Source organism: Pseudomonas sp. G5(2012), assembly GCF_000408945.1.
Taxonomy (GTDB): Bacteria; Pseudomonadota; Gammaproteobacteria; order Pseudomonadales; family Pseudomonadaceae; genus Aquipseudomonas; species Aquipseudomonas umsongensis.
This window is the reverse complement of the sequence record NZ_APIO01000003.1, coordinates 16,773-30,820: the sequence shown is the minus strand read 5'-3', so window position 1 is coordinate 30,820 and position 14,048 is coordinate 16,773. Positions and strand designations below refer to the sequence as shown.

8 protein-coding genes are annotated in these 14,048 nt (G+C 61.7%); 4 read left to right on the top strand and 4 right to left on the bottom strand.

Going from position 1 to position 14,048, the window contains the following annotated elements; translation table 11 throughout:
* Nucleotides 1-11 precede the first annotated feature (11 nt).
* Nucleotides 12-5,666, top strand: coding sequence for a retention module-containing protein (locus PG5_RS01900; protein WP_020795392.1), 5,655 nt, complete (start codon nucleotides 12-14; stop codon nucleotides 5,664-5,666).
* A gap of 213 nt (nucleotides 5,667-5,879) precedes the next feature.
* Here the strand turns inward: PG5_RS01900 and lapD are convergent, their stop codons facing one another.
* The 4 genes from lapD to PG5_RS01880 all read right to left on the bottom strand — a co-directional run bounded on the left by lapD (nucleotide 5,880) and on the right by PG5_RS01880 (nucleotide 9,623).
* Nucleotides 5,880-7,820, bottom strand: a complete 1,941-nt coding sequence (lapD, locus tag PG5_RS01895; protein WP_020795391.1) for a cyclic di-GMP receptor LapD — start codon at nucleotides 7,818-7,820, stop codon at nucleotides 5,880-5,882.
* Nucleotides 7,821-7,842: 22 nt separating this feature from the next.
* Nucleotides 7,843-8,550 (bottom strand): cysteine protease LapG, encoded by a 708-nt coding sequence (gene lapG, locus PG5_RS01890; RefSeq protein ID WP_042955209.1) that lies wholly within the window; start codon nucleotides 8,548-8,550, stop codon nucleotides 7,843-7,845.
* Between the two features lie 79 nt (nucleotides 8,551-8,629).
* Entirely contained in the window at nucleotides 8,630-9,025 is a 396-nt protein-coding gene (locus PG5_RS01885) for a YbaN family protein (protein WP_020795389.1), read from the bottom strand.
* A gap of 10 nt (nucleotides 9,026-9,035) precedes the next feature.
* Entirely contained in the window at nucleotides 9,036-9,623 is a 588-nt protein-coding gene (locus PG5_RS01880; RefSeq protein ID WP_020795388.1) for a YecA family protein, read from the bottom strand.
* A 391-nt stretch (nucleotides 9,624-10,014) separates the two neighbouring features.
* Here PG5_RS01880 and recQ point away from each other — a divergent pair, with 391 nt between their 5' ends.
* The 3 genes from recQ to PG5_RS01865 all read left to right on the top strand — a co-directional run bounded on the left by recQ (nucleotide 10,015) and on the right by PG5_RS01865 (nucleotide 13,997).
* Complete coding sequence (gene recQ / locus PG5_RS01875; RefSeq protein ID WP_020795387.1) at nucleotides 10,015-12,141, top strand: DNA helicase RecQ; 2,127 nt, start codon at nucleotides 10,015-10,017, stop codon at nucleotides 12,139-12,141.
* A gap of 120 nt (nucleotides 12,142-12,261) precedes the next feature.
* The gene (locus tag PG5_RS01870; RefSeq protein WP_020795386.1) at nucleotides 12,262-12,696 is read left to right on the top strand and encodes a MarR family transcriptional regulator; all 435 of its coding nucleotides are present in this window, start codon (nucleotides 12,262-12,264) and stop codon (nucleotides 12,694-12,696) included.
* Nucleotides 12,697-12,824: 128 nt separating this feature from the next.
* On the top strand, nucleotides 12,825-13,997 hold the full coding sequence (locus tag PG5_RS01865; RefSeq protein ID WP_020795385.1) for a FimV family protein: 1,173 nt from the start codon (nucleotides 12,825-12,827) through the stop codon (nucleotides 13,995-13,997).
* Nucleotides 13,998-14,048 lie beyond the last annotated feature (51 nt).

The window sequence follows — 14,048 nt, the reverse complement described above, 5'->3', positions numbered from 1 at the left end:
AGGGAATGCACATGGCTACGCTCATCGGTATCGTCAGCAAGGTTATCGGTCAGGTCTTCGCGGTGGCGGGTGACGGCACCCGTCGAGTGTTGATCGAGGGGGACCGGTTGTTTGCCGGCGATCAACTGGTGACCGGGGCCGAAGGCGCAGTGGCGGTGCATCTGCAAAATGGCCAGGAACTGACGCTGGGTCGCGGCAGTAGCCTGCAAATGACCGCCCAGTTGTTGGCGCATTCGTCGCCCCATGTGGAGACGGCTGAAGCGACGACTCCGAGCCAGGCACAGTTGACCGATGTCGAGCAATTGCAAAAAGCCATCGCCGCCGGTGACGACCCAACCCAGACCGCCGAAGCGACGGCGGCCGGCCCGGGTTCGACCGAACCTGCCGATGGAGCACAGGGTGGGGGCCACAGTTTCGTCATGCTCGAGGAAGTCGGGGGGCGGGTCGAGCCGACCATTGGCTTCCCCACCGCCGGGTTCAATGGCATTCCAGAGTTCCCGCTTGCACGGCACGACGGCGATAACAACTCTGACAACGCTGAGCCTGCGCCGCTGATTACACCGCCAGTGGTCACACTGCCCGAAGTCCCATCGTCGGAGGTCACGCCGCCAGCCGTCATACCACCGGATGTCACGCCACCTGTCGTCACGCCACCTGAAGTCTTGCCCCCGGTCATCACGCCACCGGTGAACCATCCGGTCATCCTCGATGGTCTGTCAGTGGAGAGTGGTGAACTGACCGTCAACGAAGCCAACCTGCCTGACGGTTCGGCAAGCAATCCCGCCGCACTGACCCAGAACGGCACCTTCACCGTCACGGCGCCTGACGGGCTGACCAGCCTGAGCATCGGTGGGATCGCCGTGATCAGCGCTGGCGTAGCCAACGGTTTTCCGCAGTCGATCATCACGCCGCTGGGCAGCACCCTGACCATCACCGGGTACAACCCAACAACAGGCGTAGTGAGTTACAGCTACACCCTCAACGACAACGAAAACCATTCGAGCGGCGACGGCACTCAACTCAGCGAACACTTCACCGTGATTGCCGGTGACAGCAATGGCGACTCCGCCACCGGTTCCCTGGACGTCACCATCGTCGACGACATGCCCAAGGCGAACGATGACAACAACCTCGACACCGCCTCGGAAACCCGACTCACCCTCGAAGGCAGCGTCCTGGGCAATGACGTGCAAGGTGCCGACCGTGTAGCGATCGGACCCAACAGCGGCCCAATCACCCCCGGCACGTTCATCGGCACCTACGGCACCCTGGTGCTCAACGCCAATGGCACCTACACCTATACCCTCAATCCCGGCGATGCCGACTTCAAGGCCTTGCACGCGGGCGGCAATGGCACCGAGACCTTCACCTACACCCTGACCGACGCCGACGGCGATACCAGTACTGCCAACCTGGTGCTGAACGTGCACAACAACGATGACGGGGTGACCCTCGGCGGCCTGGACGTCGCAGGCGGCGAACTGACCGTCTACGAAAAAAACCTCATGTACGGCAGCGACCCCGATGCCCCGGCGCTGACCCAGCACGGGACCTTCACCGTCATCGCCCCGGACGGCCTGCAGAGCCTGAGCATTTCCGGCGTCTCGATCATCAGCGGTGGCGTGGTGCAGCCCTTGCCGATCTCCGGCAGTACCTGGTTGGGCAGCACCCTGACCGTCACCGGCTTTGACCCGGCCACCGGCGTGGTGAGCTACAGCTACACCCTGAACTACACCGAGGCCCACCCCAACGCCGACGGCGCCAACAGCGTCAGCGAGAACTTCGAGGTCATCGCCATCGATGCCGACGGCAGCGAGGCGCGTGGGGAAATCAACGTCAAGATCGTCGACGACTTGCCGACCGCCAAACCCGATGCGACCTCGGTGGTGGAGGGTGGCACTGTCACCGGCAACGTACTGTGGAATGACGTCGGCGGTGCCGATGGCTCCGGCGGTGGCGTGGTCGGCGTGCGCGCCGGCGCAGATACCTCGACCCCGGTGCAGGGCGGCCTGAACAGCCAGATCAACGGCACCTACGGCTACCTGACGCTGGATGCCGCAGGCAACGCCGTGTACCACAGCTACCCGAACTCGGTGAGCGGCCCGGGCGCGAGCGATGTGTTCACCTACACCCTGCGCGACGCCGACGGTGATGAAAGCACCACCACCGTGACCATCGACGTGCACAACAGCTGCCTGGTGGCGGCCAGCGATCATGACGTGACCGTCTACGAAAAAGCCCTGGACCTGCACCAGGACGGCCAGGACCTGGCCCCCGGCAGCGTGAATGGCAGCCAGCCGAGTAGCGCCGGTGAAACCGCCAGCGGCACCCTGGTCGGCTCGGTCCATGGTGCCAGTGGCGCCATCACCTACAGCCTGCTCAGCAACGCCATCGGCACCTACGGCCAACTGCTGCTGAACTCCGACGGCAGCTACACCTACACCCTGACCTCACCGGCCAGCACCATGCCGCAGGTCAACGATGGTGCCAACACCCTGCACGAAAGCTTCACGTACCAGGTCACCGACAGCCAGGGCAATGTTGCGACCAGCACCATCGTGATCAATATCGTCGATGACGTGCCGATCGCTACTCCCGATATAGCCTCGGTGGGAGAGGGCGGCTACATCGGCGGCAATGTGCTGTGGAACGACCACGTAGGAGCCGATGGTCAGTTCGCCGGCGGTGGCGTGGTCGGCGTGCGTGCCGGCGATGACACTTCGACCCCGGTACATGGCGGCCTGAACAGCCAGATCAACGGCACCTACGGCTACCTGACGCTGGATGCCGCGGGCAACGCCGTGTACCACAGCTACCCGAACTCGGTCAGCGGCCCGGGTGCGAGCGACGTGTTCACCTATACCCTGCGCGATGCCGACGGTGACGAAAGCACCACCACCGTCACGATCGACGTGCACAACAGTTGCTTTGTGGCGACCAGCGACCACGACGTGACCGTCTACGAAAAAGCCCTGGACCTGCACCAGGACGGCCAGGACCTGGCCCCCGGCAACGTGAATGGCAGCCAGCCGAGCAGCCCGGTCGAAACCGCCAGCGGTACCCTGGTCGGCGCGGTCCATGGCGGCAGCGGCGCCATCACCTACAGCCTGCTCAGCAATGCCATCGGTACCTACGGCCAGCTGTTGCTGCACCCCGACGGCAGCTACACCTACACCCTGACCTCACCGGCCAGCACCATGCCGCAGGCCAACGACGGCGGCAACACCCTGCACGAAAGCTTCACCTACCAGGCCACAGATGCCCAGGGCAATGTCGCCACCAGCACCATCGTGATCAACATCGTCGATGACATGCCCACCGCTAACATCGACCACACCTCGGTGGGAGAGGGCGGCTCCATCGGCGGCAATGTGCTGTGGAACGACAACGCGGGGGCCGACGGCCAGTTCGCCGGCGGCGGCGTGGTCGGCGTGCGTGCAGGCGGGGACACCTCGACCCCGGTGCATGGAGGCCTGAACAGCCAGATCAACGGCACCTACGGCTACCTGACCCTGGATGCCGCGGGCAACGCGCTGTACCACAGCTACCCGAACTCAGTGAGCGGCCCGGGTGCGAGCGACGTGTTCACCTACACCTTGCGTGACGGTGACGGTGACGAAAGCACCACCACCATCATCATCGACGTGCACAACAGCTGCCTGGTCGCAGCCAGCGATCAGGACGTCACCGTGTACGAAAATGCCCTGGCCCAGCCGTGCAACACCGGCGAAATCGCCAGTGGCACCCTGGTCGGTGCGGTCCATGGCGGCAGCGGCGCCATCACCTACAGCCTGGTCAGCAACGCCATCGGCACCTACGGCCAACTGCTGCTGCACCCCGACGGCAGCTACACCTACACCCTGGCCGGCCCGGCCAGCACCACGCCGGCTGCCAACGATGGCGCCAACACCCTGCACGAAAGTTTTACCTACCAGGCCACCGACGCCCTGGGCAACATCGCCACCAGCACCATCGTGGTCAACATCGTCGATGACGTACCGACCGCTATCGCCGATGCCACCTCGGTGGGAGAGGGCGGCTACATCGGCGGCAATGTGCTGTGGAACGACCACGTAGGAGCCGATGGCCAGTTCGCCGGCGGCGGCGTGGTCGGTGTGCGTGCCGGCGATGACACCTCAACCCCGGTGCATGGCGGCCTGAACAGCCAGATCAACGGCACCTACGGCTACCTGACTTTGGACGCGGCGGGTAATGCGCTGTACCACAGCTACCCGAACTCGGTCAGCGGCCCGGGTGCGAGCGACGTGTTCACCTACACCCTGCGCGATGGCGACGGTGACGAAAGCACCACCACCATCACCATCGACGTGCACAACAGCAGCCTCGTGCCGTCCTGCGACAGCGACGTGACCGTCTACGCCAAAACCCTGAACCAGGACGGTCAGGACCTGATAGCCAAAGGCGCGGACTTTACCGGGACCCAACAGATCTACAGCCTGACCGGCAGCAATGCCGCCATTGCCCGCAGTGCGTTCGTCGCCAATACGGCAGCCATGACCGCAGTGCTGGTGGTCAGCGGAGCGCTGGGGTCAGTCAACGGCAACCACGACCATGACCTGATCACCGTCAATCTCAAACAGGGCGAAACCCTCAACCTGGATCACAATCTCGCCGCCGGCCACGTCAGCATGGAGTACTCGATCAACGATGGCGCTTACGTCGCCGTCGCTGACGGCCAGACCATTACGGCGACGACGGATGCAACCTATCACATCCACGTCACCAGCCTCCCTGATGGTCCGGACCCAAGTGCTAGCGATGCTGAAAACTACCAGTTGAAGCTGACCGTCGATTACTCCGGGGCCCACGACATGGCACCCGACAACCATGACACCTACAGCGCCAGCGATAACCATGGCGGCAGCGACATCAGCTACCAGGATGGCCACACCCTCACCGGGACAGCGGGGGATGACACGCTGGTAGCCGGCAATGGCGACGCCATCATCCATGCCAGTGACGGCAATGACTTGCTCTACAGCGGCCTTGGCAACGATCTGCTCGATGGTGGTACGGGCATCGACACCGCCAGTTATGCCCACGCCACTGCCGGCGTCACGGTCAATCTCGGCGAGACCGGCGCACAGGACACCTTCGGTGCCGGCACTGACACCTTGACCGCCATCGAAAACCTGACCGGCTCCAACTTCAATGATGCCCTCACGGGAGACAACAACGGCAACCTCATCACCGGCGGCCTGGGCAACGACGTGCTCAACGGCGAGGGTGGCGACGACTTCCTGATCGGCGGGTTGGGCAACAACTCCCTGACCGGCGGCAGCGGCGCCGATACCTTCCAGTGGCTCAACGGCAACAGCGGCCACGACGTCATCACCGACTTTACGCCGGGGGCCGACAAGCTCGACTTGTCGCAACTGCTGCAAGGGGAGAACAGTACCGCCGCCTCACTGGATGACTACCTGCACTTCACCGTCAGCGGCAGCGGCGCTTCTCTGGTGACCAGCATCGACGTCAGTGCCATGGCTGGCGCGGCGCCGAACCAGACCATCGACCTGGCGGGTGTCAACCTGGCCAGTCACTATGGGGTGACGCCGGGGGCGGGCGGGGTCATCGGCGGCGCGGACACGGCCACCATCATCAACGGTATGCTCAATGACCACTCGCTGAAGGTGGATACCGTGTGACCTGAAACCGCAATGAAAAACTGGTTGAACGCCGATATCCCTGTAGGAGCGAGCATGCTCGCTATGGACGTCAACGATGACGCGGGGATCCTGGATGCACGCGGTGCACTTGAGATCATCGCGAGCATGCTCGCTCCTACAGGGGATAAGCCCAAAAAACCACAGTCCCTGTGCAAGGGGCTGCGGTTTTTTCTGTGTGCGAACCTTTGCAAATCACATCGGCAGCGGCTGTCCGATCAAACGCCCCATCACGCCATGTACCCCCAGTGCCTTGATCGTTTCCAGCTCGCCTTGGGTTTCCACTCTCTCGGCTATCAAGGGTAAGTCGATGCTGTGGGTCGTGCGGCAAATCGCCTCGATGAACAACTGTTTGTCGGTCTCCTCATCGATGCCACGGATATAGGCCCCGTCGATTTTAAGGTACGCCAATCCCAGTTGAGTGAGGTTGCCAATCTGGCTGAAATGACCGCCAAAATGCTGCAACCCGATACGGTAACCGGTGTCGAGCAGGCTGTGGCTCAAGCGTTGCAACTGGTCCGGCGGCGGCAGTTGGCGCTCATCGATTTCCAGGGTCAGCAAGGGCGCCAGTTCCGGCAGGGATTCGAGCATGTCGAGGATCAGTTGCACCTGCGCCTGATCGCGCAAGGTGCTGCCGGACAGGCTCAACGCCAGGGGCAAACGGTTGATGATGAGGTATTCGAGGGTGGCTTCAAGCATCGCCAGGTCGAATCGCGCCGACCAGCCAAAACGCTCGATCCACGGCAAGAACTGGCCGGCGGCAATCGCTTCGCCCTGTGGATCGAGCAGGCGTGCGAGGACTTTGTGATGCAGCACCTGGTGGGTGTCGGCGCATTGCACCACCGGTTGGAAATACAACTGCAGTTTACCTTCGTTCAGGGCGTCGTCGAGCCAGGCATGCCAGTGCTGTTGTGCCAGCTTTGGCGCACTGTCGCTACGGCCCAACACGGCCCAGGGGCGCTCGGGATGCTGCCGGGCTTCGTTCAGTGCCTGGTCCAGTTGATGCAGTACGTGGCTTGCCGGATCGCCGGGGTGGAAGGCGACGATGCCCAGATGGGCGACGGGCATGCAATCACTTTCACCGGTCAGGCGCAGGTTCTCCAGGGTGGCGCTGATCTCGGCGGCCAGGCGTGTTGCATCCTCGGTATCGAGGTCCGGTGCCAGCAGGCTGAATTCGCCCCCGCGATTGCGTGCTGCCAGCCAGGTGCGACGCTGCGGAACTTGAGTCAGGCGCTTGAGCAATTCGCCGACCGCGCGGATCAACGCATCGGTGCGCTGCCCGCCGAGGCGTTGATTGAGGCCGGCCAGGTCGTTTAGCCGTAGCATCAGCAGGTGACCGTCGCCATTTTGCTCGGTGACCAGTAATTGATCGGCCAGTTGTTCGTCGAGCAATCGCCGGTTGGCCAGCCCTGTCAGGCTGTCCTGATAGGATTCGTTGAGCAGTTTTTCACTGCGCGCAGCCTCTTCGGCGAACAGCGTCTTGAGTTTCTCGACCATCTGGTTCATCGCCAGCACTACACGTTTCAATTCCGGTGTGCGTGGTAGCGTCGGCAAGCTGAGAAACTCGCGTTTGCTGATGGCTTCGGCCTGGCGGACCATGCTGTCGAGCGGACGAAATTGTCGACGCAGCAACCAGCCGCCAAACACCGCACTGAGCAGCCCGCAGAGCAGCAGCCAGACAAGACTGCCCAGTGTGCTGTCCCAGAGTTTGGCCAGGGCGAATTGTGGATTGCTCAACACTTCGACCCGCGCCACCTGTTGCCAGCCCCGGGTGATCAGTGCATCGCCACCCTCGGGACGCAAATTAACCAGGTTGACGAACCAGCCAGGCACGCCATCGATTTGTTCAGGGTTGCTGCGCTGCACCAACACCTGCCGATTCTCGAGGTGGGTGACGCGGATATCGCTGAAATAGCCACTGTCGAAAATCGAACTGACCATCAACTCCATCATGGCCGGGTCGTCGATTTGTGTGGTCAAGGTCAGGCCCAGGGCGGTTGCGGCGTCCTGGGCGTGGGCGCGCAACTGCCCAAGCGTCTGCTCGCGAGAACTTTCCAGGCTGGCATAAAAACTGCCGCTGAAGGCCACCAGCAAGAACAGGCAGATGGCGAGAAACAACTGGTTGCGCAGTTTCATCAAGCGCTCCTTGGCGTGGCGGCTAACCGTCGCCCACGGCGAATCCTTCGGCTTGCATTTTTTGCAAGACATCTTGCCAGCGAGACAACTTTTTCGAGTCGCCGCTGCGCTGGTTACCAGGCTTGCCGGGCAGGTACAGGCCTTCGGCGTTGAACGCATACACCGGCAACAGGTCCTTGCGCTGCGAAGCGGGGCGAATTTCGCCGATCAGGTTGTCGAGCACCAGCGGTTCGGCGCCGGGGCTGCTGTAATAAGTCAGCACCATGTGCGCCTGGTTTTGGTTCAGGGCCTTCACATAGGTAATGCGCAGCTTGTCGCTGGGAATGCCCAGCTGGCGCAGGCTGAAATATTTCGCCAGGGCGTAGTCTTCGCAATCGCCGGCGGCCTTGATCAGCGCCTCGACCGGCGTGGCCCAGTAATCATTCTGGTGCCAGATGCGAGCATCGTCCTGGAAATCCAGCTGCTGGTTGAAGTAGCGATTCACCGCCTTCAATTGCTCCTGCTCGGGCAGGTTGCGTTCGCCTTGCAGCATTTCACTCCAGGACTGGATACGTCCCTGTGTCGGTCCCAGGCGGGCATAACGCTTTTCGGCGGTTTGCGCGATCTGCGCGAAATCCCAGCGGGGCCAGGCACTGCCAGGTACAACCAAAGGAAAACTGACCAGCAACAGCCATGCGCCAAACCGAAGTCGGAATGTTGACCATTCTGGACCACCCGGACTTCGTGGCATGCCTGGCTGCTCGAATGCAGAGAGATGAAGTCTAGGTGGTGGTTGGGTAGGCGTCGACCCTTGGGCGGGGGAGTAGCCGTCAGGATTTACGCAGGGTTTTCTGCCGAAGGATGTACAGGGTCACCAACACCGCACTGGTCAGCATGAACCCTCGGGCCCAAGGCATTGGCACCAGGTAGCAGGAGAACAGGATGCTGGTCCACATCAGGCCGATGGCGTAGACCTTGCCCTTGAGCGGAATGCCGTTACCCTCGAGGTAGTCACGGATCCACGGCCCGAGCCGCGGGTGCCCCACCAGCCAATGATAGAAACGCGGAGAACTGCGGGCGAAGCAGGCTGCTGCCAGCAACAGGAAGGGCGTGGTGGGCAACACCGGCAGGAAAATCCCGAGCACCCCCAGCGCTACGCTCAGCCAGCCGATAGCCAGCAGCACGTAGCGCAACATCAGGGAGCGGTTGCCTATGGGGTTGTCCATAGGCAAAACCTTAGTGGTGACGTGGCTTGAGGATCGCCGGTTTCTCGTCCGGTGCGTTGCACAGCAGGTACAGCGCGGTCAGGGCTTCCGGGATCTGCACGATCATGTCGTCCATCAGGTTGGCGTCCGCGGCAATGTCGGAGAATTCCGGTTGCTCGTCGAACAGGCCCGAACCGACCATGATCGGCAGCAGCATTTCGCTGACTTCGTCTTCGGCGGTTTCGAACCAGGCTTCTTCGCGCAGGAATACGCCTTCCATGAAACCGATGCACCAGCCGCGCAGGTCGGAATCGTCCGGGTCTTCGCCCAGGTCCAGGTCGCACGGCAGCTCGAACTCTTCATCGGAGGCCAGTTGACGGGCGATGTGGGCTTTAAGGCCGATCAGCGTGGCTTCGATCTCTTCGCGCTGGGCTTCGCTACTGTAATGCGGCTCTTCAGCGAAGAGGGCATCGATCCATTCACGATCGGGAACGACTTCGGAACAGATCGACAGCGCGGTGAGGTAGCCGTGGGCGGCCACGTAGTCCAGCGCCTCGTCATGCAGTTCATCGGCGTCGAGGAAGACTTGCAGGCGGGTTAGTTGCTCAGCGAAGGACATTAAAGGGCTACCTTGGGGAATATTCGATGCGGGAATTCTAGGCCTTCTTGAGCGCTTGGGCCAGCCGCACGGCATATTTGCACCCTAATGGACACCGCATTTCCCGTAGGAGCTGCCGCAGGCTGCGATCTTTTGATCTTGCTTGCAAAAAAACAAAATCAAAAGATCGCAGCCTGCGGCAGCTCCTACATAGAACTCATGTTGATTCCCTCTTCTCAGTGGCGCCCTTTGCCGGACAGGGGTCGGGTATACTCGCGCGTTTTGTGATGCCCTGCTGGCTTCGCGGCTCGAATACACAGCGTCATGCAATCTGTACTTACTATTTGTCGGTGCAAAGTTGCGGGTCCTGTACCAGCCTTGCAGGGATGTTTCGGTGATTTTTGGAGTTTTTATGCTCGAACAGGCTCAGCGCGTCCTCAAGGACATCTTCGGCTACGACAGTTTCCGTGGCCGCCAGGGTGCAATCATTGAGCGCGTGGCCAGTGGCGGCGATGCCCTGGTCCTGATGCCTACCGGGGGGGGTAAATCCCTGTGCTTCCAGGTGCCGGCGCTGCTGCGCGATGGCCTGGCGGTCGTGGTTTCGCCGTTGATCGCGCTGATGGACGATCAGGTCGCGACCCTCGAAGAGCTCGGTGTGGCCGCCGCGGCATTGAACTCAACGCTCAGTGCCGAACAACAGCGTGACCTGGCGGCAAGGATCCGGCGCGGCGAGGTGAAAATGCTCTACCTCGCACCCGAGCGTCTGGTCCAGCCGCGCATGCTGAGCTTCCTGCAAGGGCTGGATATCTCGCTGTTCGCCATCGACGAAGCCCATTGCGTGTCCCAATGGGGCCATGACTTTCGACCGGAATACCTGCAATTGGGCCAGTTGGCGGAACTGTTCCCCGACGTCCCGCGCATCGCCCTGACCGCCACCGCCGACAAGCGGACCCGCGAAGAGATCGTCACACGCCTGCACCTGCAGGACGCCGAGCGCTTCCTTTCGAGCTTCGACCGGCCGAACATCTTTTATCGCATCGTGCCCAAGGAACAGCCGCGCAAGCAGTTGTTGGCGTTTCTCGCCGAGCGTCGCAGCGATGCCGGCATCGTCTATTGCCTGTCGCGCAAGAAAGTCGAGGAAGTGGCCGCGTTCCTCACTGAACAAGGTTTCCCGGCGCTGCCGTATCACGCCGGCCTGCCCAACGATCTGCGCGCTCACAACCAGAAGCGCTTCCTCAACGAGGAAGGCCTGATCATGGTCGCGACCGTGGCCTTTGGCATGGGCATCGACAAACCCAACGTGCGCTTTGTCGCTCACCTCGACTTGCCAAAGTCGCTTGAGGCCTATTACCAGGAAACCGGACGCGGCGGCCGTGACGGTTTGCCGGCCGACGCCTGGATGGCCTACGGCCTGCAAGATGTGGTGATGCTCAAGCAAATGTTGCAGAACTCCGAAGGCGACGAACGCCACAAGCGTCTGGAGCAACACAAGCTCGATGCCATGCTGTCGCTGTGCGAGGAAACCCGCTGCCGTCGCCAGACATTGCTGGCCTACTTTGACGAAGAAATGCCCGAGCCCTGCGGGCATTGCGACAACTGTGTCGACGGCGTGCAAACCTGGGACGCCACAGAGCCCGCCCGCCAGGCGCTGTCGGCGATCTACCGGACAGGCCAGCGCTACGGTGTCGGACACCTGGTGGATGTCTTGCTGGGCAAGGACAACGAAAAGGTGCGCAACTTCGGGCATCAGCACCTCTCGGTGTACGGAGTCGGCAAGGCGATGGCCGAAGGCGAGTGGCGTTCGTTGTTCCGCCAGTTGGTCGCCCGTGGCCTGGCCGACATCGATCTGGAAGGCTATGGCGGCCTGCGCCTGAGCGACACGTGCCGGCCATTGCTCAAAGGCGAAGTGACCCTGGAGCTGCGTCGCGACCTGAAGGCGCAAACCACAGCCAAGAGCAGCAAGAGCCAGGCGAGCCAGCTCGTCCGGGGCGAAGAGCGCGAACAGTGGGAAGCCCTGCGTGCCCTGCGCCGCAAGTTGGCCGAAGAACATGGCGTACCGCCGTACGTCATTTTTCCCGACTCGACCTTGCTGGAAATGCTGCGCAGCCAGCCCACCTCGCTGGCGCAAATGGCCCGTGTCAGTGGCGTCGGTGCGCGCAAGCTGGAGCGTTATGGCGAGGCTTTCCTCGAAGTCCTCGGTGGCCAGGCCGAAGCACCGAAAGTGGTGGCAGACCTACGCCACGAGCTGATCTCCCTGGCGCGTGCCGGCATGACGCCGTTGCAGATCGCCGGGCAGCTGCAATGCTCGGAAAAGAACGTCTACACCATGCTCGCCGAAGCCATTGGCAAACAGCAGCTGTCACTGGAACAGGCGCTGGATCTACCGGAGGACTTGATGGGCGAAGTCCAGGATGCGTTCCTCGACGGTGAGGGCGAACTGCCACCTGTGTCGGAAATTTCCGCGCTGTTTGCCGGTCGGGTGCCGGAAGGGGTTTTGTACTGTATTCGCGCCGCCCTGCAGTCCGAATTTGAACTTTGAGCGCCCGGTCCCGCTGATGTAACGATTCAGTACAGAACAAGCCTTGCCTCCAGCCAAGGCTCATGCTTAGCTGACTAATTATTAGTATTTCCCTAATTTCAGTCTGATCATGAGTGTTTTATGCCGTTGACCGATCAACACCGTTTTGGCATGCAACTGGCCCAGATGTCGCGTGGCTGGCGTGCCGAGCTTGACCGTCGTCTTGCCGGCCTGGGGTTGTCCCAGGCCCGCTGGCTGGTGCTGCTGCACCTGGCGCGCTTCGAACAGGCCCCGACCCAGCGTGAGCTGGCGCAAAGCGTCGGTGTCGAGGGACCGACCCTGGCTCGGTTGCTCGACAGCCTGGAAGGCCAGGGCCTGGTGCAACGTCAGGCGGTGGTAGAAGACCGTCGGGCGAAAAAAATCGTGTTGTGTGCCCCGGCGCTTCCCCTGATCGAACAAATTGAAACCATTGCCACCCAACTGCGACATGAACTCTTCGAGGGTGTCGATGAGGCCGATGTAAAGGTCTGCATGCGGGTTCATGGGCACATTCTGGCCAACCTCGAAAAATCCTGAGACAAAGCTTCCCGTCAGACTTTTTAGTGAGCGCATTGGGCAGACTATAAGAACTACTCGGCAATATCGTGTTCGTACCGGATGCGCGAACACGTGCAGATTGGTTTTTGGTTACCTAAGGGATGTTCATGCTCAAGAGTCGGCTGTTGGTTGTACGGTATGGTGCCAGGCTGTTGCTGGCCAGTGCCGCCGTCACGTACTCGGCTTGGGTGCCGGCGTTGGGCCTGGGTGAAATCACCCTTCATTCGGCCTTGAATCAGCCGCTGCGCGCTGACATCGCCCTGGTGGATGCTGCCGGACTGGAAGAGGGCGAGTTGTCGGTCCGCCTGGCAACGGCTGACGAGTTCAGCCGCGCCGGGGTCGAGCGTGTGTTTTTCCTCAACGACCTGAAATTCACGCCCATCCTGCGAGGCGATCGCAGCCTGATCCGGGTCAGCTCCAGCAAACCGGTGAAGGAACCCTACCTGGATTTTCTCGTTCAGCTCGACCAGCCCAATGGCCGCTTGTTGCGCGAGTACACCGTGCTCATCGATCCTCCGGGCGCCGCGGACATTGCGCCGATTGACGATGAACCGCCGCCGGATCGTTCTGCTTCTGCATTTCCGAGTGTGCAGCCGGCGACGCCTGTCGCCGCCCCGGAAACGAATCCCCTGGCTGAACAACTGGCCGCCAGAGTCCTGCACAACCAGCAGATGCAGGCAACCATCGATGAGCTTAACGGGAAGCTACAGGCAAAGGACGAGCAAATCGCCGTTGAGAAAAAGCAGGTGGCCGAGTTGCAAACCCGATTGGCCGAGGTCGAGCAGGCACCGACAGAGCCAGCTGCGCCGGTTGCCGTGGCGCCAGCGCCGGTCGTGGTTGAGGAACCAAGGGTGAATTGGCTATGGATGTTGGGGTTTGTGACGCTGTTGGCCGTGGCGCTGCTGCTTGCATGGGGACGTCGTCAACGACAGCAGGATCAGGTTTCACCAGAGCCATCACCACATCACCCCCAGGCTAGTCCACCCGAAATGCACGCTGGGCCGACATTTCAGGAAGTGCGCGTGGATTCTCCTCAATCGCGCACTCTTGCGCCGGTCGCGCTCGTTACATCGACGGTCTTGGCCCCGGCAGCATCCTCGCAGCCGCCACCCACCGAGGAGTTCCAGTTGAATCTGGATGATTTGTCGATGGATACGAATTGGGATTTGGGCCCGATGGAAAACATCCAGCCCTGCGAAGCGCCTGCGTTACCCGAACCTGAAATCGAATGGACCATCGAGCCCGCTTCCCTTGACGAAAGCCTTCGAACCAACAGATAACCCGTAGGAGCCAGGCTTGCTGGCGAACCAGGCGCTGCGGTGTAATTGCCA

Excerpts from the sequence above, each read along its gene's own strand:
- PG5_RS01900 (WP_020795392.1), top strand. The coding sequence starts at position 12 with ATGGCTACGCTCATCGGTATCGTCAGCAAGGTTATCGGTCAGGTCTTC.
- lapD (WP_020795391.1), bottom strand. The coding sequence starts at position 7,820 with ATGAAACTGCGCAACCAGTTGTTTCTCGCCATCTGCCTGTTCTTGCTG.
- lapG (WP_042955209.1), bottom strand. The coding sequence starts at position 8,550 with ATGCCACGAAGTCCGGGTGGTCCAGAATGGTCAACATTCCGACTTCGG.
- PG5_RS01885 (WP_020795389.1), bottom strand. The coding sequence starts at position 9,025 with ATGGACAACCCCATAGGCAACCGCTCCCTGATGTTGCGCTACGTGCTG.
- PG5_RS01880 (WP_020795388.1), bottom strand. The coding sequence starts at position 9,623 with ATGTCCTTCGCTGAGCAACTAACCCGCCTGCAAGTCTTCCTCGACGCC.
- recQ (WP_020795387.1), top strand. The coding sequence starts at position 10,015 with ATGCTCGAACAGGCTCAGCGCGTCCTCAAGGACATCTTCGGCTACGAC.
- PG5_RS01870 (WP_020795386.1), top strand. The coding sequence starts at position 12,262 with ATGCCGTTGACCGATCAACACCGTTTTGGCATGCAACTGGCCCAGATG.
- PG5_RS01865 (WP_020795385.1), top strand. The coding sequence starts at position 12,825 with ATGCTCAAGAGTCGGCTGTTGGTTGTACGGTATGGTGCCAGGCTGTTG.